We start from the raw sequence: 25,480 nt of genomic DNA, 5'->3' as shown, positions 1-25,480 counted from the left end.
TTAAAACGATCTGCCGCCGCCGCCGTGTGAGCGCCCGCTCGAAGATGTATGGGTGGAGCTTCCGGAGCTGCCGCTTGATTTGTTTTTAGGCCGTACGGTGCTTATTGTATTGGTGCTGATGAGCGGGTCGTCCGTAGAAGCAAAGTGTACCTGTGTTTGTTTCGCTCGATTATAGTACGGTTTTGCACCGGCGATTTTATAGCGTTTTAATAAAACCAAGAAGCTGATTAAAAACACGAAAACGCCGGTGCCGAGGGCAAATAAGATGCTGCTTTTCAGCTTTGCGGCGGCCGCTTGTTCCGGTGATTGGATTATGGTGTGCAGTTCATCGATATATGCATTGATACCGGCGGCATAATTTCCATCCGCTGCTCCTCCGTTGATGAGCGCATCGAGTAGATCATCAATACGGGAATCGGTAACGGTATTGATAGTACGCTTACCTGAGGTTGAAATATGCGCTTTTCTTCCGCTGCCGTCGACGTATCCCGTTACGATTAACAGCAAGATTCCATCGCGGTCTTCTCCGTAGCCGTAGCCGCCGTAATCAAAGAAATCATCTGCGTATGCTTCCGCCGTCAAATCACCGGTGTCGGGAACCAGTACCACTGACGCATCCGTTTTGAGGCTTTCGGAAAATTCCGTAAAGCGTGCCGCTATTTCCTGTTGTTCGCTGAGAGTCAGAATGCCCACCATATCGACGACCGGGGTCCCGGCAAATTGTTCTGCTGGAATAAAAAGTTCGTCGGCATCCCATTCGGTTTCGCTCCAATCAGCCTCGTCCGAAGTGCTCGTCTCTGCATAAAGAAGTATAAAGGGGAGAAAACAGCAAAAAAGCGTTATAACGAACAGTTTCTTATAAGCGTATTTTTTTGAACATACCGGCGTTATCATCGTTACCATATAAACATCCCTCCTAAGAACATGAGCGCACCGAATACGATGCCGAGAAGCCCCGATGTCAGTGCTGCTTTTGCCTTATCCAGCGGCAGTTCGCCGCAGGTTGTACCGGTTTGTCCGTTTACGGCAAATACATACGGCTTACCGTGATAGATGTAGGTAAGAATCCACGAGGGGAGTAACACATACCGTTGATCGCGGACGGAATACGCGGTTGAATCTTTTTCCGATTCAAAATGAGTACACGATGTTGACTCTTTGATAAGTGCCTCTGTGGTTTGTTTTGCTTGTGTCATTAAAGCGGGTTTTATTGCTTCTTTATCTTCGGTGTATTGTTCGGCAAAGAAGCCTGCCAAATACCCTGCGGAAAAATTTTTCATCTCCGCTTCATCGTAGGGAGTAATACTGTTGAGTAACGATTCGTCGATTTTTGAAAATGCAAGCTTTTGTAGGTTGTTTACAGCAATATCACCGGTGCGGTCGATTTTGTATTTATCGGTTTTTACATAGTCTCGGTCTCCGCTTGACCAGCGGGTAACGTTCACACCGACCGCATGGTAGTCAACCTTTGCATCGATGTCTGCTTGCCAATACGGAAGGTAAATGCCGGTGATTTTTTCCTGCTGCATTTCGCTCGTAAAGCCTTTGGGGGTAAATTTCTTTTTGCCCGCCCAGTCCAGAAATTTCTGCACAGCGGTCTTTTTATCAACCTTAAACGGGATAATGCGGTCGGGTTTAAAATCGCCCTTGAGCCGGTCGGTTATAACGACCGGGCTGTGGCAGTAGTAGCAAAAGGCCGCCGTTGAGGTGTCGCCCGCAACCACTTCCGCGCCGCAGTTAGCGCATTGGTATACCTTAACCGTCTGTCCACCTGTTTCGGTGCTGTTGCCGGAAGCGGTATCTTTATCGGTGCTTCTACTGTTGTCATTTCCCGTATCGGATTCCGGTGCGGCGTTATTACCGGCAGAAGAAGCGTCGGCGCTTTCGTCTGCTGCAGCAGTTTTAGCTTGCAGTTTTTCGAGATAGGCAGTCAGTTCTTCTTCCGTATGCTCGGTAAAACAGTATCCGCATTTAAATTTACCCAATCGCGGGTTAAACTCAATCGGCGCTCCGCACGCGGGGCATTTGTAGTTTATTACACTCATATCATTCCTCTGTCAGGGTAACCACACCAGATTTTTATAAATTAATACGCCCTCAGAATAAGAGGCTGTTCAACCAGAGTTTCGCCGCTTTGCGGCTCAAATGGTTGCCCAACCTCTTATTCTGAGGAATTTGATTTATCCATCTGATGTGTTTACCCTTCTTCTGAAACATAAAGCGAAATTTTTTTAAAATTTCGCAGAATAAGGAAAGCACCTGCTTGGGATTTTGGGTTGCAGTTGCCTTAAATCCTCTTAATTCTAAGATTCGCGGTCGTGCTAGAGTTTTGAACCGCACTCGGAACAGAATTTTGTTCCGGGTTTAACTTCTGCGCCGCATGAAGGGCAATTATTTCCTGCGGGTTTCGGTGTACCGCATTCCGCACAGAACTTACCGGTATTCTTGTGTCCGCATTCGGTGCAGAACCATTCCCCTGCCGCTTTTCCTTGAGCAGCTTGTCCCGCTGCGGCGGTTTGCTGCCCAGCCTGTTGTTGAGCTGCTTGCTGCATTTGCATCTGCTGCATATTGGTTTGGCTTGCCTGTCCCATAAAGTTTCCGCCTGCGTTCATGCCCATTCCCATGCCCATAAATGCCATACCGGCGCCTGCCTGATTGGAACCAGCCGCCTCCAGCCCCCGCGCAATAGAACCCTGCACAAACCCTTCACGGATAGAAGGATCGCCGAGCATTGCGCCTTTGTTTCTCATATTGATGAGTTCTTTGGAGCTGTCGTCATACGTGATGCTTGCGATACCGACTGCCAGCACCTCCATACCGCGCAGATCTTTCCACGAATCATCGAGAATCTGCGACATGTGCTTACTGAGGAGTGTTCCCTTTGACGGAATAAACGAAATCCGTTCGCCTTCCATCGACATCTGGCTGATGGCCGCCTGCAATGCCTCTAAAAATTCGGTTAAATACTGCTCGTTGATTTCATCGATATGTACATGCGTTGCATTTCGGGGACAAGCTTCTTTAAAGAATTTGATAGGATCGGTTATCTTGATGGAGTAATTTCCGAACGCCCGCAAAAAAAGTTCTGCATTATAGAAATTATCAAAATACTGGAGCGGATTGGGCGTACCGAACTTAATCCCCTTGATTTCCTGCAAATTGATATAGAAAACTTCCTGCTTCATCGGTGTCGTTCCGCCGAATTTAAAACGGCTGAACGTTTCTTTTAAAGCATCGCCGAAGCTACCGCTGAAAAGAGAGGGAGCCGAACTGTTATCAACTTTAAAATATCCCGGTTCCGCCGTGTAGTCGATAATTTTTCCGCCGTCTACCAGCATCATAAACTGATTTTGATTAACATGGATAATCGACCCATTAGAAATTACATCACTTGAACCTTTGGTATTCCTGTTACGCTTATCCGTGCGCACCGGTACACCCTTTGCCAGCACGATACCCTCACCCATATCATCCGCTTCGACGACCTCAAGCCACTGATCCGCTAAACCGCCGCCTACCGCGCTAAGCGCCGCTGTTATCAATCCCATAGTATTACTCCTCTCTGTTTGTAAGATCTCTATTTTATAAGCTCTATATTAGTATAGAAATGAAGAATCGGTAAAGAGGGGGAGATAAGTAGAACATGGAACTCAGTTTTTAAAAAGGCTACTCAAAAAATAAGCAATAATAAAAGATGGGATGGGATACACGTTTGCGACGAATGATGTCCCATGGAATGCCGGGAGGTAAACTTCTTGCAGAATGTATTAAAATATGCTATAACAGCACCAGTTTGTAAACCGGGGTAAACAATAAGAATACATTGATGCTGCAAAAAAAATTCTCTGTTGAAACAGTAAAATATCTTGTTTTATTTTTATTCCTGATAGCGATAACGGTTTTTTCTATATTTATTGCTGTTTCGCTCGGCCCTGTTAAAATCGGATTGGCAAATACGTACCGGATTATGCTGGGAAAAGCAGTTGCCCCCAATTTACTGACCGGTCTTTCAAACGCTGCTATTGCGATTGTATGGAATATGCGTGTACCGCGGGTTTTACTCGGGTTTTTTACCGGTACAGGGCTTGCCGTTTGCGGATGCGTTATGCAGGCAACGGTCAACAACCCGATTTCCGAACCGTACATTTTGGGTATTTCTGCCGGTGCGACATTCGGGGCTGTTGTCAGTATCATTCTCGGCTTTATTTCTGCCGTAGGGCTTGGAGCCTTTCTCGGCGCGATTGCCGCGACCGTATTGGTGCTGATCATCGCTTCATCACAGCGAAAGATGACCACGACAAGTCTCATCTTATCAGGCACCGTGGTAAATGCCCTGTTTACGGCGTTTGCCAATTTTATCATTTCAATTGGGGCAAATTCTGACAGTATTATGACGGTTAAGTTTTGGACAATGGGTTCTCTTGCCGGTACTTCATGGTCATCACTCCCGTTACCGCTGCTCGTAGTCAGCCTTTCGTATTTTTTTTTCTTCTTACAGTACCGCGTTTTTAATGCAATGATGATGGGCGATGAAGTCGCGATAACGTTGGGAATTTCGCTCTACTTCTATCGGTATCTTTTTATGGCAGTCATTGCAGTAATAACCGGTGTATTGGTGTCTGTCTGTGGTATCATCGGGTTTGTTGGGCTGATTACCCCGCATATTGCCCGTGCACTTGTGGGAGCAAACCATCGTAGACTCTTTCCCGTCGCAGCACTCTTGGGTGCGCTTTTTATTATCTGGGCGGATGTATGTGCGCGAATATTGATTCAAAATGCGGAATTACCGATCGGGATATTCACCGCATTGGTTGGAGCTCCCTTTTTTATCTTTATTGTTGCAAAGCATCAACGGGGATCAGGGCAGTAATATGGATTTGATGTGCAAGGATGTCCACTGCAGTATCGCTCATAAAGAAATTTTACGAGGTATATCGCTCCATGCGGACGGGCATAAATTTTATACGATACTTGGCCCAAACGGGTGCGGCAAGACAACGCTCTTAAAAAATATCTACCGGATTATCAAACCGGATTCGGGTGCCGTGTATCTTGACGGAAAAGACATCCGTACTGTCCGCCTCAAGGATTCGGCAAAGGAAATGGCGGTTGTCGCACAATTTAATACGCTGAATTTCAACTGTTCGGTACAGGATATTGTGATGCTGGGGCGGACACCTCATATCCGCTTTATGCAAACCGAACGGGAAGAGGATTTTACCATTATACAGGATGCACTGGCAAAGGTCGGGATGTTGACTCGAAAAGATCAGCCGTATCAATCGCTATCAGGGGGAGAAAAACAGCGGGTTGTGCTTGCCCGTGCAATCGCTCAGCAACCTTCTCTCTTATTGCTGGATGAACCGACCAACCATTTGGATATAAAATATCAGCTGGAGATATTGCAGATTGTAAAAGATTTACGGATTAACGTACTGGCTGTGCTGCACGATATACAGTTGGCATGCCGGTATTCGGATTATTTGTATTTGATGAAAGACGGGGATATTTTATATGAAGGAAGTCCTCGCACAACTATTACCGAAGAATCCATGCTGACGATCTACGGTGTCCGGTGCAATATCAGCTGGACAGAGGATTCGCAGGCGATGATTCACTATAGGGGGCCGCTATAATATCTTTGGCTATGCTATCTTTGATAGATAGAAAAGACATCGGCATCTCTAAAAATCTATATCTCAGTTTTTAGAGAGTCACACAACTCTCAGGAGGTTATTCAAATGAAGCAATGTATTAGTATTGCATTGGCTCTTTTTCTTGCTGCCGCAGTGAGTGCGGAAACGGCATATCCGGTCAGTGTTACCACCTATGACAAAGACGGCAAAGTGATAACACAGGTCTTTAAGCAAGCGCCTAAAAAGGTTATTACCAATAATCTTTCAATGACGGAAATGCTGATCGAACTCGGCTTGCAGGATCGTATTATCGGTATGCTGGATCCGGATAATGCAGTGACCGGTAAGTATAAGAAAGCGATCGATTCTATCCCTCATATCGGGAATAAGAAAACCGTTTCCCGGGAAGTGGTATTTTCGTATGGACCGGATGCAGTGCTCGGTAGAAACATGATGTTTTCCGAAAAATCTTTGGGTACGGTGAGCTTTTGGAACGAAAACGGTATCCCGATATATGCACAAAAAGCTTCGGTTTTGAATATCAAGCAAGATCTTCAAAATATTATCGAAGATGTGAGAAATCTTGGCATTATTTTTAATGTACAGGACAAGGCAGAAGCGTATGCAAAGCAACTCGAACAACGTTTGAATGCTGTGCTGCAACATATTTCAACAAAGGGGACTTCTTTAAAGAAGGCGCTTATTATGTGTGCATATAATGGCACAACGTTCGGGGCGTATAAATCTGCATTGCAAGAAAGTCTCCTGAATGTACTCGGTTATACCAATATTGCAACGGGTACGTCAGGGCTTACGACAGAAAATCTGATAACTATGAATCCTGAACTGATCATCTATGTAACGAGCGACCGGAATAAAAAATTAGACGCAAATGCGATTTCGTCTTTGCAGGCAAATGTAGTACTAGTTGACGTACCCGCTATTGCTCAGCGTAAAATTATGACGATTTCCTATGATGAGCTGATGGACTATGGTACGGCTGTGCTGAATGCCTTGGAAGCTGTTGATGCCTTCCTGCGGAAGTAGCTTCAGTACGAAACGCGATATAACGAACCATATCAGTCTGTCCGGTATAGACATTACCGTGTCGGAACCTGCAGAATATAACCTGCAGCACCATTATCCTGCGGTTTTTGTCAACGACGGACAGATTGAATATCTGGAATCACTGGTACCGAGTATTTTCTTGTTCGGGCTGCACGCACGCAACCGATTTGACGACTATACACCATGGGCTGCCGAGTCATTCCGCACCGATTGTCCTCCTTTCGGTGGCAAGGGCGCGGAATATCATCATCTATTGTTCAAGACACTACTGCCCGAACTGAAAACTAAATATCCCCTTGACGATTCGAGGCTTGCATATGGGGGCCATTCCCTCGGTGGCTTAGCTGCCGTGTGGAGTTTATTCGAATATACCGATATACCGTACATATTTTCCCTTTGCGGTTCGTTTTGGTATCCCGGATTTCCGGAATACTGCCGTGAACACAAAGTTTTGCATAGCAATGCCTCTGTCTATTTGCTGAACGGAAAGAGAGAGGGCGGAAAACACGGCAACCGGTTAGAGAATGCGCCAAAATACGCAGCAGAAGTACATCAGGCGCTTAGAATGCAGATAGCACATACAACCGTTGTGTTCGATCCGTTCGGGCATCACGATAAAATGCTTGAACGCTTCAGGGCAGTACAGCAGTGGCTTACCGAATGCTGGCAGCTGTAGAGCGATATTGATTCGTGCGGAGAATCAGCTAATCATAAAAAAATTTAGGCCTTCCAAAATATTTTTAGTTTTTTTCTTGCGTTTTCTCCGATTCTATGGGATACTGAAAAGAGTACAAACATCAGCGGAGGGTTAATTCTATGTTATTAGTTGGAAACGGTATGCTTATCACCCGCGATCCGAACAAGCCTTTTATCGAAAACGGCTGTGTTTGCATTGAGGGAAGTTCAATCAAAGAAGTCGGCGCCGATGCCGAATTGCGGGCAAAGTACCCCGCAGCGGAATATATCGATGCAAAAAAGCGGTGCATCATGCCTGCCTTTATTAACACGCATCATCATATTTATAGCGCTTTTGCCCGCGGCATTGCGTTAAAAAATTACAATCCGCAGAATTTCTTGGATATTTTGGAAGGGCTGTGGTGGCATCTTGATAATAACCTTCTTTTAGAGGATACGAAATACAGCGCTTACACGACGCTGATTGACTGTATTAAAAACGGCGTAACGACGGTTTTTGACCATCATGCAAGCTACGGCAAAACAACGGGGAGTCTTTTTACCCTCGCCGATGTCGCCGAAGAGCTCGGTTTGCGGGTGAACCTTTGCTATGAAGTTTCCGATCGGAACGGCGAGGCTGAGATGAAAAAAGCGGTTGCCGAAAATGCCGAATTTATCCGCGCTTGTCAAAAGAAGAAAAATCCTATGCAGGCGGCGATGATGGGGCTCCATGCCGCATTCACACTGTCAGATAAAACACTCGAATACTGCGCTTCTCAGCTTCCGGCGGGCGCAGGATACCACATCCATGTTGCGGAGGGGATGTCCGATGTGTTCGATTCGGTGCAGAAACACGGGAAGCGAGTTGTACAGCGTCTCTACGATTTTGACATCCTCGGTAAAAACACCTTTGCCGTGCACTGTATTCACATCAATCCTTTGGAAATGGATTTATTGAAAGAAACCGATACGATGGTCGTGCATAACCCCGAATCGAATATGGGTAATGCAGTCGGCTGTCCGCCCGTGTTGGAAATCTTTAAGCGCGGCATTTTGATCGGGCTCGGTACGGACGGATATACGAGCGATATGCTTGAATCGTACAAGGTTGCAAATATCCTGCACAAGCACAACACCTGCGATGCTACCGCCGCATGGACGGAAATCCCCGAAATGCTGTTTACCAATAATGCAAAGATTGCCGCGCGGTATTTTGACGGTGAACTCGGCGTCTTGAAAGCGGGAGCGAATGCGGACGTAATCGTTACCGACTATAACCCGCTGACGCCCCTCCATGCCGGTAACGCGAACGGTCACATCCTGTTCGGTATGAACGGCCGTAACGTGGTAACCACTATCGCGGCGGGCAAGGTGCTGATGAAGGATCGCGTTGTTACCGTCGCCGACGAAGAAGCCGTCTTTGCCAAAGCACGGGAAGTCAGCGCCGCCCTGTGGAAGAGGTTGTAGAAAGTAATCTCCCCGGTATTCACAAGAGTATGCATCTGCCGGATACCGGGATTGTTTATACAAACGGAGCAGTTATTCACACTGCATTTGTATCGAATTTATGATGATACAAGGGAGAAAATAGAGTATGAGTGATAGAATGAACCCGATACCATTCAAGAATTTGATGGAATGGATTAAAACGGAGTATCAAACCGAGGGGACGATTTTCGGTGTTAAAAAGCTGTACCGCGCCGATTCCAAACGTTATTTGGAGCTGTTCGGGCAGCGGTTTGAAAACCCGCTCGGGCCGGCTGCGGGGCCGCACACACAGTTGGCGCAAAATATCGTGGCTGCGTATGCTGCGGGCTGCCGATTCTTCGAGTTAAAGACCGTGCAAAAGTTAGACGGAGAAGACCTGCCGGTTGCAAAGCCGTGTATCAATGCGGCGGACGAATGTTATAATGTCGAATGGTCTACCGAGCTGCGCGTACCGCAGGCTTTTGACGAGTACGTAAAGGCGTGGTTTGCGCTTAAAGTGATTTCGCAGGAATACGGTCTCGGCAGCCCCGACGGTTTTATCTTTAACATGAGTGTCGGCTACGATCTTGAAGGGATTAAGACCCCGAAAGTTGACGCCTTTATCGAAGGAATGCGGAACGCCTCGAATACACCGGTGTGGAAGGAATGTACCGACTACCTTTTAAGCCATACCGATTTGTTCCCGTCCGTGTCGGAAGCTTTCCTCCGCGGATTGCCGACGCAGGTGTGTACCTCTATTACGCTTTCCACTTTGCACGGCTGTCCTCCTGCCGAAATCGAACGCATCGCGATGTACCTCATCACGGAAAAACACCTCCATACCTATATCAAGTGTAACCCCACGCTGCTCGGCTACGAGTTTGCCCGCGACCGTATGAACAAGATGGGCTATGAGTACGTTCAGTTTGACGATCATCACTTTAAAGATGATTTACAGTTCAGCGATGCGGTACCCATGCTTGAGCGTTTGCTGCAGGAGTCTGATAAGCGCGGACTGATGTTCGGGGTTAAGATTACCAACACCTTCCCCGTAGACATTGCCCGCGGGGAGTTGCCCGGACAGGAAATGTATATGTCGGGACGGTCGCTGTTCCCGTTATCTATCGCCGTTGCGCTGAAGCTCTCGGAAGTCTTTAACGGAAAACTCCGTATTTCTTATTCGGGCGGCGCGGATTACTTTAACATTGCCGATATTTATGAAACGGGGATTTGCCCCATTACGATTGCAACAACGATTTTGAAGCCGGGCGGATATGCCCGTTGCCAGCAGCTGGTTGGCGAGCTGACAGCCAAGCCGTTTAACAAGGATTTTTCTATCGACGTGGAAAAACTGCGCCGCCTTTCAAATGCCGTTGTTGAAAACCCGCGCCATCGCAAATCGGTTAAGCCCGAAGCGTTCCTCAAGATTCCTGCAAAGGTGCCGCTTGTCGACTGCTTTGCCGCTCCCTGTATTTCCGGCTGTCCCATCAATCAGGATATTCCCGCCTATATCAGGCTGACCGGCGAGCAAAAATACGAAGAAGCGCTCCGTGTTATCACTGATAAAAACCCGCTGCCGTTCATCACCGGTACGATCTGTAATCACCGCTGTATGACCGGCTGTACGCGCAATTTCTATGATGATCATGTGCATATCCGTGCCGTTAAACTCGAAGCGGCGCGCCATGCCATCGAAACTTTGAAGCAAAACCTAAAGGCGCAAAAACCGGCGCAGAAAAACGGAGCGAAGGTTGCCGTTATCGGAGCCGGCCCTGCCGGTCTTGCAGCCGCTTATTTCTTAACTCGCGACGGAGCGGACGTTACCGTATTTGAAAAGAAAGCGCGCGCCGGCGGTATCGTGCAGTACGTCATCCCTGAGTTCAGAATTCCTGCCGCGTCGATTGGGCAGGACGTTGAGCTTGCATCCTCCTTCGGCGCCTCCTTCGTGTATAACAGCGAACAGCGTTCCGTTGAAGCGCTGAAAAAACAGGGCTTTACCCATGTTGTGTTTGCTATCGGTGCGTGGAAGCAGAGTGCGCTGACTTTGGAAAAAGGCGCGGCAGCAAATGTTATCGAATTCCTTGAACAGGCGAAGCAAGCGCCCGAAACGCTCAAGCTGGGGAAAAACGTCGTGATCCTCGGTGCGGGAAACACCGCGATGGATGCCGCCCGCGTTGCAAAGCGCACGAAGGGGGTCGAACATTCCTTTATCGTATACCGCAGAACCAAGCAGTTTATGCCCGCCGATGCGGAAGAATTGGAACTCGCTTTGGAAGACGGGGTTGAATTTAAAGAACTGCTTGCACCTGTTTCGTATGAAAACGGAATTTTGCGCTGCGAAAAGATGAAGCTCGGTGAACGGGGCTCAGACGGCCGGCAAAAACCGGTATCGTCGGGCGAGTTTGTAGACATCCCTGCCGACACCGTAATCGCATCTATCGGTGAAAAAATCGACACCGATCTCTTTGCGGAATCCGGCATTGCGCTGGACGGGAAGGGGAGGGCGCAATACAATCCCGCTACGTTTGAAACAAATGTGAAAAATGTATATGTCATCGGGGATTGTGCCGCAGGGCCTGCTACGGTGGTGCAGGCTATTGCCAATGCAACCAAAGCGGCAAAGGCGATTATCGAGTCGGTAAAGGCGCAGGCGTGGACGGCGCAGTTTACAACACTGAACTACAACCCTGTTACCGCATCGGCGTATTCAAAGCGGGCAATTTTAATGCCGATGAACCTTGCCGCCTCCGACGGCGTTGCAAAAGAAAGCGTCCGCTGTTTGGAATGCTCGACTGTCTGCGAATCCTGCGTCGATGTATGCCCGAACCGCGCAAACCTTGCGCTCACGGTACCCGGTATGCGTATGAAGCAGATTGTTCACGTGGACGGTATGTGTAACGAGTGCGGCAACTGTGCGACATTCTGCCCCTACGAGAGCGCCCCGTACAAAGATAAATTCACGCTGTTCCACTCGGAAAAAGATTTCCTCGACAGCACAAATGAAGGTTTCCTCTATCTTGATGATGCACGCAGCCGATGCAGAGTACGGCTTGCCGGAGAAGTCCGCGATATCACGCTTGCAACGGAAACCGCTCTTCCCAAAGAGCTTTTGCAGATTATCAATGCGGTAAAGACGCAGTACGCGTATTTACTGTAGGTTCAGCTGAGCGTTTAGAAATTAAAAGGCAACCATATCGGAAGATGCGGTTGCCCTGCTTGACGGCCTCAGTTATTCGTGCAGAGGCCGTAATGTCTGCCGTTTCTCGGCAACGCTGTGCATGGGTGAGGGGATTACGGTTCCGTTATATTTCCCTGTGCATCAAGGTAGTATACGGGAATCGTAACAACCGGGTCGCGATCGCTTCGCCATTTTGATTGCAGTCCTTTCTGAAGGGGGCTGTAATAAAAGGCCTTGCTGCTTGCCTCATAGTGAGATGTCCAAAAATCTTTGCCCGTAAATTGAGCTATTTTTTCGGCTTCATCCCGTGAGGGGAGCCAGCCGCCCTGCTCAATGCAGTACATAACTGCAGAATTCTTCGCAGTATGCAATTTAGAACCGTTCGATTCAAATTCGCGCTTTAAGAAAATACTGTTTTCTTTTCCGTCCCCGATATTTGAGCCTATATTCTTTGTGCTTATATGACGTGAGCTGTCCAAATCCCACGGCATCGGCTCGGAGGGAGTGCCCATTGCAAGAAACCGCCACGAACCTGCACCTGTGTTTTCCCATACAATGGTCTTGTTGCCCACTCTATCACCTACGGCGAATGATCTTGGTACAATAGCTTCGTCAAACAAAAAACAGCCGTGCAGCATAAGCGCTACGGCAAGAGTCAGCACGGTCGGCGCTGCACAACGGAAGAGTAATAAACCCTTTAAATTAAGCTTTTTCATGCATAAGTCTCCTTTCAGTTGTTTCCTGATTGAAAAAGTGTAACACGGTGGTGAGAGAAAGGTCAAGAATACGCATTGCCTTTAGCTCCGTATTCTATTATACTAACGATATGCAAACACGTTATTTTACCGTTACCGGTATGAGCTGTGCCGCCTGCTCCGCAAATGTAGAAAAGGCGGTAAGTCGTCTTGCCGGCGTAGAGACGGTGCAGGTCAATCTTTTAACAAAGCGGATGACTGTAACCTATAATCCCGATACCCTTAATACCGATACCATCATACAAACGATAGAAAAAATCGGCTACGGAGCATTTCCGCTGTCTGAGGAAAATGCAGCGAGCCCGTCTGTTCAACAGACTGATTCTGAAATCGCCGATGCCGAAAAAAAACAATTTATCTTCTCCCTTTTCTTTCTTATTCCATTGATGTATGTGTCGATGGGGCGGATGCTCAAGCTGCCGCTTCCGTCTTTTTTTGCAGGAACTGAGAATGCCCTCATCTTTGTCTTTACGCAATTTCTGCTCACGTTGCCGGTTCTTATACTGAACCGCCGTTTTTTCACTAACGGACTTACGAGCTTATTCCACCGTGCGCCGAATATGAATAGCCTCATCGCCATCGGTTCCGGCGCTGCGGTTATTTACGGGATTTTTGCGCTGTACCGGATCGGATACGGCTTAGGGCACGGTCAATTAGATGTCGTGCAGCTCTATATAAAGGATCTCTATTTTGAATCTTCGGCGATGATTTTAACGCTGATTTCTTTGGGAAAATTTTTGGAGGCACGGGCAAAAAAGAAAACCTCCGAAGCATTGGAAAAATTGATTCAGCTTCGCCCCCGAACAGCTCAAATAGTGCGGAATGGAATTGAGATTGAAATTCCGGTAGAAAATATTGTGATCGGTGATGCAATCATTATCAGGCCGGGACAAACATTGCCCGTTGACGGAACTATCATAGAAGGAAGCACATCGCTTGACGAATCTGCCGTTACGGGTGAAAGCCTCCCGGTCGAAAAAACGGTCGGAGATTCGGTGATTAGCGCCTCGCATAATATATCGGGCAGCTTTATCTTCCGTGCTGATAAAGTAGGTAATGATACGACATTGGCGCGGATTATTGCACTCGTCGAGGAAGCGTCCTCATCAAAGGCTCCGGTTGCAAAGCTGGCTGACGTTATCAGCGGTTATTTTGTACCGATTGTCATGTTGATTTCGCTTGCATCCTTTATCGGCTGGCTTATCGTAGGCGCTTCTTTTGAATTCGCGCTTTCGACCGCTATTTCCGTGTTGGTTATTTCTTGTCCCTGTGCGCTCGGGCTTGCGACGCCGACTGCGATTATGGCCGGTACGGGCAAGGGGGCGCAGCTCGGTATCCTCATCCGTTCCGCGGAAGGACTCGAACTCGCTCACCGCGTGAATGCGGTTCTGCTCGATAAGACGGGAACGATCACGGAAGGAAAGCCGACATTGCAGCACATTGAAGTGTTTTCGGAACAGTATACGGATAATGATATTCTGTGGATTGCCTATAGTCTTGAGCATTTATCCGAACATCCGCTTGCTCATGCAATTATCAAGGCGGCAGAAGAAAAAAAACTGTCGCCGTTTAAGGTGCGCGGTTTTGCGGCAGTACACGGGAAAGGAATTTACGGAACGGCTGCAATCGATGAGCTTAACGGAACTACATCGATTAGTAATTTAAGGATCGGCGCCGGAAATACGAAACTCTGCAACGAATTGGGAATTCCCGTATCGGAAGCGATTCAAATGCGGATTGCGGAAGCTGCCGAACAAGGCGCTTCTCCGCTACTGGTTACAATAGGGGATGAATGTGTCGGGCTTATCACCGTCTCCGATCCGGTAAAAGAAGACAGTATCCGGGCTATTCATGATTTCCACGAAATGAGTATCCATACGGTTATGCTGACAGGAGACAATCAGCGGACGGCGGAGGCTATCCGGAAAATTGTCGGGATCGGGGATGTCGCAGCAGAGCTATTGCCGCAGGATAAAAAAGCAAAAGTTGAATACTATCGCTCGAAAGGGTTTTCACCGGCTTTTATCGGCGACGGTATTAACGATGCGCCTGCACTGACTGCTGCGGATGTCGGTATCGCGATCGGCGGCGGCACGGATATCGCTATCGAAAGTGCCGATATCGTACTAATGAACAACAGTCTCGAAACGGCGGTTACTGCAATTCAGCTTAGCAAGGCTGTGATGCGTACCATTAAACAAAACCTGTTCTGGGCGCTCTTTTACAATTCGCTGTGTATTCCGCTTGCGGCAGGTCTCTTTTATACCGTATTCGGGCTTAGGCTTAGTCCTATGTTTGCCGCCGCTGCAATGAGCTTCAGTTCGGTGACGGTTGTTACCAATGCATTACGGCTGAATAGATTCCGCCCAAAACGCATTGCACAGGATGTTCATAATATGCAATACTGTTGCGCTGTTCCTACCGATGAAAAGCATGATGATACAAAACCGGAAAATATAACGCATAAGGAGAATATCGATATGAAAAATATCACGTTGACTGTTGAAGGAATGTCCTGCGGGCATTGTTCCGCTCGGGTTGAAAAAGCGTTGAACGCTATCGAAGGTGTATCGGCAAAAGTCGATTTGGGTGCAAAAACCGCCTCCGTTACCTATCCCGATTCTGTAACAATCGATGCGCTCAAAGCTGCCGTAACCGATGCAGGCTATTCAGTAACCGGCTCACACTAAAAAATCGAAACGTTAGGCACGGTGTATATCATCTCTCATCTCTTCACTATGGATAGATTAAGGTATCGATTACGGCAGCCGCTCTGCGTTTTTATTTCTTTTTTTCTGATTGCCTCACTTCTGTCGGCGGCTCCGGTTAAAATTACTTTTTCTGCCGATAAACTCCAAGGATCGGGGGGAAAAGGACAAACCTCAACCTCACTGACCGGTAATGCAAAGGTAAGTGTAGATTCTCTCACTATTTACGGTGAGCGTATCGAACTATACGGTAAAGATTACCGGTATATTAAGGCAAGCGGGAGTGTAACCGGAGAAGATGCGGAAAAAGGCTTTACGTTTTCCGCCGCTTCGTTATCTTATGACCGCGAAACGGAAGTAGCTGAGTTTATGGGGCAAGCAAAGGTTGAGGATACCAAAAATAAGGTAGAAACAGCCGCCGAACGTATCGAATATAATCAAAAAAATGAAATTATCCTTTTACAAATGGCGGTAAAATTAAAGAGTAAAGATATTGCTTGCGACTCGCTTTTTGCCGTTTATAACCGGAACACTTCTATGCTTGAATTAACGGGGAAGCCAACGGTTAAGAAAGGGAAAGATGAATTTAAGGCTGCTCGAATTTCAGTCAATCTGGATACCGAGGATATTAAACTTGAAGGAAAGGTGAGCGGTTCGGTTACCGAAGAAAAAGAAGAAACAAATAAAACGGAAACTCCTCCAAAGGAAGAGATTTCGTCAAAGGAAGAAACAAAAACGCCATGAGTGACGGCCTGAACTATTTATCCGAAGAGGATACAATGCATCACAATATTGAGCATTCCGAACAAAATACGGAAATAGCATTGCTGAACACCGAACCGTTTCGAGATGCCGAGAGTAATGATGAGCCGGTACAAAGCGATTTCTTGTATGCCTCTCGGTATTTTACCGATGCTTATATGTCTAAGAGCATATTACGTGTGGAGGGGTTGAATAAGTCATTCCATAAAAAACAAGCTGTCCGTGATGTCAGTTTTTCTATGACACAAGGAGAAGTCGTCGGACTGCTCGGCCCGAACGGAGCAGGAAAAACGACGAGCTTTTATATGATTGTCGGCTTCTATACGCCGAACTCAGGCGGGATATACCTCGATGATCGCTGCATTACCAATCTTCCGATGTATAAGCGAGCCCGCATCGGTATATCGTATTTGCCACAGGAGGCTTCCGTATTCCGTAAACTCTCCGTCGAGCAAAATATCGATGCTATTTTGGAAACACGAAAAGATTTAAGCCGTGCGGAACGGAAGGAAAAACTTGATTCGTTATTGGAAGAATTCGGCATTACCGCTAATCGGAAACAACCTGCATATACCTTGTCGGGAGGAGAGCGCCGGCGTACCGAAATCGCGCGGGCGTTGGCTATCGAACCGAAGTTTTTATTGCTCGACGAACCATTTGCCGGTATTGATCCGATTGCCGTGCATGATATCAAGCTGATTATCAGATTGCTTGCCCGCCAAAATATCGGAGTGCTTATTACCGATCACAATGTCCGCGACACCTTAGAAATTACCGACCGCGCCTATATTATCAATAAGGGCGAAATTGTCGAACAAGGGCCGCGTCAGAAGATATTGAAATCCGAGATTGCACGAAAGGTCTATCTCGGCGAAGAATTTAGAATGTAGGGAGATACTATGAAATATATTTGGATTATCGCCGGTTTCCTCTTTTTGGGACTCGGCTTACTCGGTGTGGCCTTGCCTATTTTGCCGACAACCCCCTTTGTGATTGTGTCGGTCTTTTGTTTTGCAAAAGGTTCAAAGCGTCTGCATCAATGGCTGCTTTCCACTAAGCTCTATCAAAATCATGTTAAACGATTTAATGAAACCCGCTCAATGACGCTTAAAAGTAAAATAGTTATTTTAGGGTTCGCTTCTTCAATGTTGATTGCCGGGTTTTATTTTTCAAAGAATGTCTATGCCCGTATTATCATCATATTGCTGATATGCATAAAATATTATGTATTTATCTTTAAGATAAAAACCGCCCCCGACCCGACAAAAGAAACGGAAGCGATTTTTATTGATTCTGATCGGTAGAACCGGACGAGGTTTCTTCCTCGCTCAATGAGATTTCGTATTCGGAATAGAATTGCATAGAGAGCTTTTTTCCCATACCGTCTACCGTCAAGGTAAGGTCACAGTATTCGGGGCTGAGCGTTCCCGTCAATAGAGCCTGAGGTTTTGACATCGCAACCTTATATATTCCGGTGAGACCGTCAATAATGTATGCGCCGGTCTCATTTTGTATTATCTCTTCTCGACGAATAATAAATTGAAAAAATGAAGAGAACGGCATTTTTCCCAGTTTGAATTTATCCGACCGTATTTCAATATCTCCCGATGGAAGTGCAGTTACGATCAGCATTACTTGGTTTTCAACTGATTCTTTGTTGACGGTACTATAGATCGTTTTTTCTGCACCGTCGGACAGCGCTTTCACATTGACTATTTGACGATATAACACAGTGCTTTCAGCGCTGAATACAAGAGTAGCGGCAGTCAAATAAAAAAAAGTTAATAAAATTTTCATGTATTGTATCATAATAATGACATAAAAAATGTCAAGGTACGGTTACAAGTATTATACACGAGACCTCAAACATAGCCTGCCGCATTATTCCTTATAGACCAACTTGATGGGGCAATGGTCGGAACCCAATACATCGGCTTTAATTGATGATTCGCAAATATTCGGTAAAAAGGCGTTGTCTACACAGTGATAGTCTATTCTCCATCCGATGTTTTTCTCGCGGGCATGGAAACGGTAGCTCCACCACGTATATTGATGAGGTTCCGCACAAAAATGCCGGAAGGTGTCGGTGTAGCCCGCCTGCGTAAAGGTATCCATCCATGCCCGCTCTTCAGGTAGATAGCCGGGATTTTGCTCGTTTGCCTTTGGATTGGCAAGATCTATGGGGTTATGCGCAATATTGTAGTCCCCGCAGAGTACGATATGCCTGCCTTCTTTTTGCAGTGCATTACAAAACTCAAGCATCGCAGCGCAAAAATCGAGCTTATAGCCGAGCCGAGCTCCTCCTTCTTGGGAATTGGGAAAATAGGCGGAAATAATCGATACGGTCTTAAAATCGGCTACCAGCACTCGTCCCTCATCGTCAAAGGCGGGAATGTTCATCGTGCGGATATTGAGCGGTTCTTTTTTGCAGAAGACGGCGGTTCCCGAATAGCCGGGCTTTTTTGCCGCCTGCCAATATGTTTTATAGACCCCTTCTTTCCAAACAGGGTTGATCAGTTCCGAAGTCAGCTGTTCTTTCCGAGCCTTTGTTTCCTGTAAACAAAGTACATCAGGGTTTTCGGTATAAAGCCATTCCAGAAAACCTTTTTTTTGGGCGGCGCGGATGCCGTTTACGTTCCACGAAATAATTGAAGTCATAATCGGTATATGCCATAAAATCGTAAAATATGCAATGAGGTACTTCCTACAGTAGGCTGCGGGGAGAATACCGGAGGTACAGCAATTCGGCATAAAGAGAATGGGCTAAACTGCCGATATAAGCGTAAGAGGGCATCGTAGATATGCAATGCCGTTAAGGAAGAGGAATATGTCAGCAAAGAAAATAGTCTTAATCGTAGCCGCCGCCGTTTTATTTGGAGCATGGTGTTTTGCCGCCGAAACGGACGGTGAAAGCAAATCCTTTGATGCGGATGTTGCAATCCGATTTTACGATCGCCGTGTATACTATCCCGGGAACGATGGAACGGAACCTATTTTTGTGAAGGTCTCTATTACCAATAAAGGGAGCAAACCATTGCGGTTTAAACTGGCAAATGATCGTATGTTTAGCATTGATTTTTCGGTACTGAATACCAAAAACAAGAGCCTTGCCCATACTGAGCCGTGGATTCGGAAACGGAATACCAATCAGCAGATTTATTTCCGGGAAATTACGATAGAGACCGGGGAAACGTATGCCTTTGTTGAAAACGTGAAAGATTATATTACGATTGAAAGTCCGGGCGCATATATGCTTTCTGCCAATTTTTATCCCGAATTAAAACGCCTCAGCGATTCCTCAGAAATGCATGTATCTTCCAATAGACTTGGACTTGAAATAAAGCCTTCACCTTCGGCCGCTGCCCTTGGCTCTGTTCCCATCGCATCGGTATCACGTGAAGTACTTCAACCTCAGCCGATTTCACCCGACAAGGTTATCAGCTATATGCTGACTGCTCGTCAAAAATCTCAGTGGGATCAATTCTTCCTGTATCTTGATATTGAACGCATGATTGCCCGTGATCCGATACGGAGCCGCAGATATAAGGCGGAAGCCGAAGCGGGACGTATTAGCATGCTTGACACTTATAAGCACGATCTTATGCAATCCCGTGCCGATAAAGATATCGCAATGATTCCGGTAGAGTTTACCGTTGAGCGGACAACCTACAGTGCAACCGAAGCTGAGGTTACGGTTATCGAATGGTTCGACTACACCAGCTTCCGCGAAAAGAAGCGCTTTACCTATAACCTTGCTTCCCGCGATGATATTTGGACGGTTTACGATTACAGCGTAGACAATCTTGGAACCGAATAAGCAGAAGAATATAGGCCGGTATTTTTTCGAATGTGTTATCTCTGTAGGGAGAGTATTCGTTCCGGAGCGGCGGTACGGAAGTATTAAAAAACGGCCTAATGTGTTAGCCCTGCTTCCGGTAATATTTGTTTCCATGCGTCCAAAAGCTCTGCAAAGCCGAACCGTGCATTTGCAGGGCTGGTAGACGGGAGCTTAATAGCCGAAATTCCAATATGCTTGATGCATACTTCGTATGCTTTCGTACCGTTTGCAAAGACTGCTTGGATCGGTGCTTCTTGGAAAATACTGCTTAAATCTGCCGGTATGATGGACTGCATACTTGCATCGGCGGATCCGGTAATAATACAGGCGGTAACGGCATCGTACAACGCAATATGATGGTTTAACAGCATATGTATTTTTTCTTCTATTGTTTGCGGTGCCCGTACTTCCAGCAAAGCGGCAAGAAGCGGCCAAAATCTGTTCCGCGGATGACTGTAGTAGAATTCCTGCGCACGGGATGCGGCGGAGGGAAAAGAACCTAAAATAAGAATACGCGATTCGGAGTTATATATCGGCGGAAAGGGATGTACAATTCTTTCAGACATCGTGTTAGAAAAACACAGAGTAAAAACCTCTAAAAACCGAACAAGGTTTTTAGAGGTTCCCTGTATTTTAAAATAATTCGGTATAGATTTTAATCAGCCGGTCTCTGTCAAGGAATACAAAATTGTTTGCCATTAGGCGTTGCTGGTTGGCAATGACACTGTCGGCAAATTCTGCAATCTGCTCTTTCTTCATGCCGTATTCGTGCAGCGGCTTTTTGGCGATCAGGCAGTTGAGCAGCTTTTCCAATGCGTCATAGACGTGTTCCGTATCGCAGCCGAGGATATCGGCCATAAACCGGTTAAGCTTTGCAATTTCGCCGTCTTTTTTAATTTTAAGGTAATTTTTCAAGACACCGGTAAACATCGCATAGTTTGATTCACCGTGAGCGACATGGAAGGTCGCACCGACCGGATAGCTCATTGCGTGAACCGCTGCACATCCTGCAATGCTGAAAGCGATACCTGCATAGTTAGATGCAAGCAAGAAATCGCTTAACAGCGGGAGCCGTGCATCATGGCCGTTTTTTTCAATTTCTTTATAGCCCTTTAAAATCATCTCGATAGCTTTGTATCCGAATAGCTTTGTGCTTTCCGTTGCCTTGGGCGAAAGCGATGATTCAACGGCATGTACCAATGCGTCGATGGAGCTCGTTGCAAAAAATTTAAACGGCAAGTCTTTCAGCAGTTCGGGAATCAATATTGCGTAGTCTCCGTACATTTCGTCGTGCGCAAGGCCTTTTTTCGTACCGCGCGCATTCAGCGAAAGTACCGCGATATTGGTTACTTCCGAGCCGGTCCCGCAGGTAGTCGGGACGATAATCAGCTCTTTGTTCTTCACGATTTCCTGCTTTTCGTCGTATAAGTCCAACACTGGTGAGGTGTGCTTTAAGGAGAAAAACTTTGAAATGTCGATGACGGTGCCGCCGCCGATTGCGATAATACGCTTATAGCTGCCGTGTACATCTTTGTACATTGCTTCGACCATATCGTCAGAAGGTTCTCCCGCACCGTATTTTTCCTGAAAAAGCGTCGCGCAGGGCAGGTTCAATGCTCCGAAAAACGGTTTATAGATATACTCATTTGTGATAACAAGATCATCTTTTCCGAGCTTGAACGCTTCCGCAAATTCTTTCGCCGTTTCAAACTTGTGAATTTCGGGTTTTACCGCAAGCTGTTTCATTGTTTTTCATCTCCTTTTTGTTGTACGTTTTCGTTAATTTCGTTTGCTCTATCCCAGAGATCGCCTGCGCGGCCGTAAGAGCAGCAGCTGAACAAAACGGGGTCGCCGTTCCGTTTAAACTGTTCTCCGACACCGACACACGCGGCTTCTTCAATGGATAGTTCTATTTCCCGTTTAACGGTTTTAATCCGGCAAGCGGTTTCGGTATGTGCTATCACTTCTACATCCGCGCCGGCTGCAATACCCATATTTTCCATCCGTCTTTTAAAATCGCGCGGGCCGCTTATTTTTTTGACGGTATAAACGGCGCAGGGCGCTTCTTGTAATGTCATCATATCATACCGAACCTTTCATACCGGTTAGACCGGTGTTACGCCGGGTGCAGTGACACGTATGAGCAGCTCTAAAACTTGGTTAGATTTTTAGAGCTGTCCTTTTTACCGCGCAATAGGGTCGATACAAACCCCAATCAATCAATCAATAACTTTTCCTTTAAAACGCTGTCTCGTTTGCTCTTTATCCTTTTTTTATTTTGCCGATATTGATTACGGGGAATATACTATGAAAAAGCGGATACCGATAGTGCTTTTATGCTGCACTATGCTCTGTGGTGCGGTATATGCAAAAACAATCGGTTTTGCTTGTATCTATAATTCCGATGCACCGTCCGGAGCAGCTGAACTGACGACAGCGCTCGAAACCGAGCTTTTTGAATTCTGTTTTGACCGAGGGGTGGTAGCAACCAGTGTCGAATGTACAGCGGAAAACTATGAACGGTACAAAGATACTGCTTCTTTGCTCAAGCGGTTCGATTCATCGGTTGACTATGTGGCGGTGTTGTATTGTGAATATAAACAGGCATTGAACAATACCGTCCATAGACAGAGACCGGCTGTTGAATGGAAGAACCTTGAATGGAAGTTCATCGATTTTTACTCCCAAAAAATCATTTTTGAAGAAAAGATCGATCCGAAAACAATACCGGAAAACGAATTGAAACAAAAAATAAAAACCGCCGGTCAATCTATCGGTACCAGTATGTTGGAAACTTTATAGAGGTGAAAAGGGGATACAGATGATAAAAAAAATAATGACTGTCCTAAGTATGTTACTACTAAGCACTGCACTGACGTGGGCAGTATGGGAAGGTAATGCTGCTGCGGGATTACAAGAAGAGTTCCCTACAGGACTCTTTGCTTCCAGTGATTTATTCCCTAAATATACGCTTATCGAAATCACCAATTTGGAACAAAATATAACATCCCGCGCAGTTGTTATCAATAACGAGGGGGCGCAGGGAGTATTAGTAAAGGTGTCTCCTGATTTAGCAAAAATTTTGGCAATCAAAGAGGGACGTACCGTACGTGTCCGTGTTTCCATACCTCCGCTTGTAGCCGAGGAAGGTGCCGATCCGGTACTGTTGGGTAAAGTTGAAGAGAGGCAGCTTGCCCCAACGGCGGCTCCTGAAGAACCGGCAGAAGAGATTCCTCAAGTTTCCCCTGTAAAGGCTATTCCCGCAGAGGAACCGATACAACCCGCAGAGGAGCCGGTACAAGAAGATAATAACCGGAAAGATCCGTATGAAGAACCGATTCAAAACGAAGCACCTATTCAGAATGAACCGGCACCTCCTCCGGAAGTGTCCGAACCGGTGAAGCCGGCAGCTGAACTAAAAGAAGAAAAAAACGAAAAAGCTGAACCGATCAAAGAAGTTGATCCGATAACGGTAGCTGAAATTGAAACGCCGGTACAACCGGAACCGGAAGAACCGGTGTCTCCGATTGCCGAAGTTGAAGAGCCTACCCAACCTGAAGTGGTACCGGCAGAACCTACTGCGTCTGTAGCCGAAGTATCGGAACCTGTTTTACCGGAACCGGAGATCGTACCGGCTCCTGCTGCCGTTCCCGAGGTAACCGAACCCGTAGAACTTTCTGTATCATCCGAATATTCCGCAGAGGCTGAAAAACCGGTATTGGATGCTCCCCCCATTCAAAAGCCCCCGATAGAAGCGGGGGGCGAATCTTCCGGAGAGTATACAAAACCGGTAGTGCAAGTTGCAGAAATAGCCGTTCCGGCGACCGCTTCGGAGCTAGATGCGTTACTTTCACCGGTGCCGGAAGTGTCAACTCCGATTGAACCGGAACCGGTAACGGTCGATGAAGCTGAGCTTGAAAAAGACACGGAAGAGCCTACAGTTGAGCCGAAGCTTCCTGCCGTTGAACCTAATGAAGAACCGGCGGAAGAGTCGGATGAGCTGCAAGACGAACCGGAAGTTGTTATCGCTGAGGAAGCTCTTGCAGAGCAAGAACCCAAGGATGACACTACGGAAGATGACTTGATTACAGAAAATCATGTTATGCTTGTACCATCGGAACCCCGGGCACCGATGAAAGAATTTATTCCTGTTCCCAAAGAACCTGAAAAGCCGGCTTTGCCTGCTGCGGCACCGGTGGTTACACAGCCTGCCGAAGAACTCTATACTGCTAATGTCCTTACAAAGGGAGCATTTTATGTACAGATAGGCCGGTTTAAGGATATGCTGAATGTGGAAAGTTTTGTACAGCGGTATGGTAAACAGTATCCGATTGCGGTAGAAAAATCTTCTACGGCACAAGAGGTGTTCTATAAGGTATATGTCGGACCGCTAAAAAAAGATGAACAGGGCGCAACATTGGAAACCTTCCAAAAATTAGGCTTTAAGGATGCGTTCTTAAAAAAAGCTCCCTAAACTAAAATACAACGCGGTACAGGGCTGCCTCTCACGATAACCAAGACTTGAGCGGCGCTCTAGCATATAAGGGGTGGGAATGGACTTCAAACGGAAAAAAGATTTTTTAGTCTGTATCGATAGCGACGGCTGTGCTATGGATACAATGAACCTCAAGCACTACCGTGCTTTCGGGCCAGAGCTGGTAAACATATTCAATTTGCAGGATCATGCGGAACCGATTCTGCACTATTGGAATAAGGTAAATCTATTCAGCAAAAAGCGTGCCATCAATCGCTTTAAGGGCTTTTTTGAGGTATGCCGGTTTATCGACAAGCATTTTATTCCCGTTGACGGATTGGAAGCGTATGAACATTTTCTTAATTCGGGCGGAAAGTTGTCGAACGAAGGCATCAGGCAGGCATATCAAACTGTCGGTCATCCTATTTTTGCACTTGCCGAGCAATGGTCGATTAATGTAAATAAGACTATTGCTTCAATACCTTTGGAAGACCGCATCCCTTTCCCGCATGTTTACGAAAGCATCGAAACCATTTATGCCGTTGCCGATATAGCTGTTGTCAGTTCTGCCAATAATGCTGCCGTGACTGCCGAATGGGAGCAAGCCGGTTTAACAAAATTTGTAAACGGTATTTTTACGCAAGAAAACGGCAGTAAAAAGCAAATTCTAGCCTCATTAAAACAGAGCGGCGGATATAAAGACGGCTGTATGTTAAAACTTGGCGATGCGCCCGGAGATTTGCAGGCTGCGCAAAGTAGTACCGTATTCTTTTATCCGATTATTCCTGAAAAAGAAGCCGAAAGCTGGATTCAGTTGAAAGATACCTATATACCGCTCTTTATCAACGGACGGTATGCCGAGTATGAGCAGCAGCTTATTGACCGGTTTTATTCGGAACTTGAAGATTAACTTTTGAGG

The 25,480-nt window shown here is 46.6% G+C and carries 23 protein-coding genes; 14 read left to right on the top strand and 9 right to left on the bottom strand.

Features of this window, described 5'->3' with window-relative positions; all coding sequences use genetic code 11:
- From E4N66_RS07195 to E4N66_RS07185, 3 genes are all read right to left on the bottom strand, one after another.
- On the bottom strand, positions 1-903 hold the full coding sequence (locus E4N66_RS07195; protein ID WP_253727468.1) for a TPM domain-containing protein: 903 nt from the start codon (positions 901-903) through the stop codon (positions 1-3).
- A complete protein-coding gene (locus E4N66_RS07190) occupies positions 897-2,045 on the bottom strand; it encodes a TFIIB-type zinc ribbon-containing protein (RefSeq protein ID WP_253727467.1) in 1,149 nt (382 codons plus the stop codon). The genes E4N66_RS07195 and E4N66_RS07190 overlap by 7 nt, the downstream gene beginning before the upstream one ends.
- Positions 2,046-2,321: 276 nt before the next feature.
- Positions 2,322-3,548 (bottom strand): SPFH domain-containing protein, encoded by a 1,227-nt coding sequence (locus tag E4N66_RS07185; RefSeq protein WP_253674373.1) that lies wholly within the window; start codon positions 3,546-3,548, stop codon positions 2,322-2,324.
- 278 nt (positions 3,549-3,826) lie between these two features.
- Here E4N66_RS07185 and E4N66_RS07180 point away from each other — a divergent pair, with 278 nt between their 5' ends.
- The 6 genes from E4N66_RS07180 to ygfK all read left to right on the top strand — a co-directional run bounded on the left by E4N66_RS07180 (position 3,827) and on the right by ygfK (position 12,003).
- Positions 3,827-4,870, top strand: a complete 1,044-nt coding sequence (locus tag E4N66_RS07180; protein WP_253727466.1) for a FecCD family ABC transporter permease — start codon at positions 3,827-3,829, stop codon at positions 4,868-4,870.
- 1 nt (position 4,871) lies between these two features.
- On the top strand, positions 4,872-5,636 hold the full coding sequence (locus E4N66_RS07175) for an ABC transporter ATP-binding protein (protein ID WP_044016579.1): 765 nt from the start codon (positions 4,872-4,874) through the stop codon (positions 5,634-5,636).
- A 105-nt stretch (positions 5,637-5,741) separates the two neighbouring features.
- Positions 5,742-6,683, top strand: a complete 942-nt coding sequence (locus tag E4N66_RS07170; RefSeq protein ID WP_253727465.1) for an ABC transporter substrate-binding protein — start codon at positions 5,742-5,744, stop codon at positions 6,681-6,683.
- Positions 6,646-7,380, top strand: a complete 735-nt coding sequence (locus E4N66_RS07165; RefSeq protein ID WP_253727464.1) for an alpha/beta hydrolase — start codon at positions 6,646-6,648, stop codon at positions 7,378-7,380. The genes E4N66_RS07170 and E4N66_RS07165 overlap by 38 nt, the downstream gene beginning before the upstream one ends.
- A gap of 140 nt (positions 7,381-7,520) precedes the next feature.
- The gene (gene ssnA, locus E4N66_RS07160; protein WP_253727463.1) at positions 7,521-8,846 is read left to right on the top strand and encodes a putative aminohydrolase SsnA; all 1,326 of its coding nucleotides are present in this window, start codon (positions 7,521-7,523) and stop codon (positions 8,844-8,846) included.
- A gap of 127 nt (positions 8,847-8,973) precedes the next feature.
- Complete coding sequence (gene ygfK, locus E4N66_RS07155; RefSeq protein ID WP_253727462.1) at positions 8,974-12,003, top strand: putative selenate reductase subunit YgfK; 3,030 nt, start codon at positions 8,974-8,976, stop codon at positions 12,001-12,003.
- Positions 12,004-12,137: 134 nt separating this feature from the next.
- Here the strand turns inward: ygfK and E4N66_RS07150 are convergent, their stop codons facing one another.
- The gene (locus tag E4N66_RS07150; protein WP_052185561.1) at positions 12,138-12,740 is read right to left on the bottom strand and encodes a hypothetical protein; all 603 of its coding nucleotides are present in this window, start codon (positions 12,738-12,740) and stop codon (positions 12,138-12,140) included.
- Positions 12,741-12,850: 110 nt separating this feature from the next.
- On the opposite strand from E4N66_RS07150, the gene E4N66_RS07145 reads away from it, so the two are divergent.
- From E4N66_RS07145 to E4N66_RS07130, 4 genes are all read left to right on the top strand, one after another.
- On the top strand, positions 12,851-15,469 hold the full coding sequence (locus tag E4N66_RS07145) for a heavy metal translocating P-type ATPase (RefSeq protein WP_253727461.1): 2,619 nt from the start codon (positions 12,851-12,853) through the stop codon (positions 15,467-15,469).
- A gap of 48 nt (positions 15,470-15,517) precedes the next feature.
- A complete protein-coding gene (locus E4N66_RS07140; RefSeq protein WP_253727460.1) occupies positions 15,518-16,231 on the top strand; it encodes an LptA/OstA family protein in 714 nt (237 codons plus the stop codon).
- A 176-nt stretch (positions 16,232-16,407) separates the two neighbouring features.
- Positions 16,408-17,139 (top strand): LPS export ABC transporter ATP-binding protein, encoded by a 732-nt coding sequence (gene lptB, locus E4N66_RS07135; protein ID WP_253729436.1) that lies wholly within the window; start codon positions 16,408-16,410, stop codon positions 17,137-17,139.
- 9 nt (positions 17,140-17,148) lie between these two features.
- On the top strand, positions 17,149-17,553 hold the full coding sequence (locus E4N66_RS07130; protein WP_253727459.1) for a YbaN family protein: 405 nt from the start codon (positions 17,149-17,151) through the stop codon (positions 17,551-17,553).
- Here E4N66_RS07130 and E4N66_RS07125 read toward each other — a convergent pair.
- Both E4N66_RS07125 and E4N66_RS07120 read right to left on the bottom strand, forming a co-directional pair.
- Positions 17,534-18,046 (bottom strand): hypothetical protein, encoded by a 513-nt coding sequence (locus tag E4N66_RS07125; RefSeq protein ID WP_253727458.1) that lies wholly within the window; start codon positions 18,044-18,046, stop codon positions 17,534-17,536. The two genes, E4N66_RS07130 and E4N66_RS07125, sit on opposite strands and share 20 nt — an antisense overlap.
- Before the next feature lie 84 nt (positions 18,047-18,130).
- Positions 18,131-18,907 (bottom strand): exodeoxyribonuclease III, encoded by a 777-nt coding sequence (locus tag E4N66_RS07120; protein WP_253729435.1) that lies wholly within the window; start codon positions 18,905-18,907, stop codon positions 18,131-18,133.
- 169 nt (positions 18,908-19,076) lie between these two features.
- Here E4N66_RS07120 and E4N66_RS07115 point away from each other — a divergent pair, with 169 nt between their 5' ends.
- Entirely contained in the window at positions 19,077-20,066 is a 990-nt protein-coding gene (locus tag E4N66_RS07115; protein WP_253674398.1) for a hypothetical protein, read from the top strand.
- A 95-nt stretch (positions 20,067-20,161) separates the two neighbouring features.
- Here E4N66_RS07115 and E4N66_RS07110 read toward each other — a convergent pair whose 3' ends face one another.
- From E4N66_RS07110 to E4N66_RS07100, 3 genes are all read right to left on the bottom strand, one after another.
- Entirely contained in the window at positions 20,162-20,653 is a 492-nt protein-coding gene (locus E4N66_RS07110) for a DNA-deoxyinosine glycosylase (protein ID WP_253727457.1), read from the bottom strand.
- 67 nt (positions 20,654-20,720) lie between these two features.
- Complete coding sequence (locus E4N66_RS07105) at positions 20,721-21,833, bottom strand: 4-hydroxybutyrate dehydrogenase (RefSeq protein ID WP_253727456.1); 1,113 nt, start codon at positions 21,831-21,833, stop codon at positions 20,721-20,723.
- Positions 21,830-22,168, bottom strand: coding sequence for a ferrous iron transport protein A (locus E4N66_RS07100; RefSeq protein ID WP_253727455.1), 339 nt, complete (start codon positions 22,166-22,168; stop codon positions 21,830-21,832). The genes E4N66_RS07105 and E4N66_RS07100 overlap by 4 nt, the downstream gene beginning before the upstream one ends.
- A 226-nt stretch (positions 22,169-22,394) precedes the next feature.
- Here E4N66_RS07100 and E4N66_RS07095 point away from each other — a divergent pair, with 226 nt between their 5' ends.
- The 3 genes from E4N66_RS07095 to E4N66_RS07085 all read left to right on the top strand — a co-directional run bounded on the left by E4N66_RS07095 (position 22,395) and on the right by E4N66_RS07085 (position 25,471).
- Positions 22,395-22,889 carry a hypothetical protein gene (locus E4N66_RS07095; RefSeq protein WP_253727454.1) on the top strand — a complete coding sequence of 165 codons (495 nt, stop codon included), beginning with the start codon at positions 22,395-22,397 and terminating at the stop codon, positions 22,887-22,889.
- A gap of 19 nt (positions 22,890-22,908) precedes the next feature.
- A complete protein-coding gene (locus tag E4N66_RS07090; RefSeq protein WP_253727453.1) occupies positions 22,909-24,561 on the top strand; it encodes an SPOR domain-containing protein in 1,653 nt (550 codons plus the stop codon).
- A 79-nt stretch (positions 24,562-24,640) separates the two neighbouring features.
- Positions 24,641-25,471 (top strand): HAD hydrolase-like protein, encoded by an 831-nt coding sequence (locus tag E4N66_RS07085; RefSeq protein ID WP_253727452.1) that lies wholly within the window; start codon positions 24,641-24,643, stop codon positions 25,469-25,471.
- Positions 25,472-25,480: the final 9 nt, after the last annotated feature.

The organism is Treponema sp. OMZ 857, assembly GCF_024181085.1.
In the GTDB taxonomy this organism is placed as follows: domain Bacteria; phylum Spirochaetota; class Spirochaetia; order Treponematales; family Treponemataceae; genus Treponema.
Note: the sequence above shows the minus strand (reverse complement) of the source record. Positions and strands in the feature narration are given on the sequence as shown.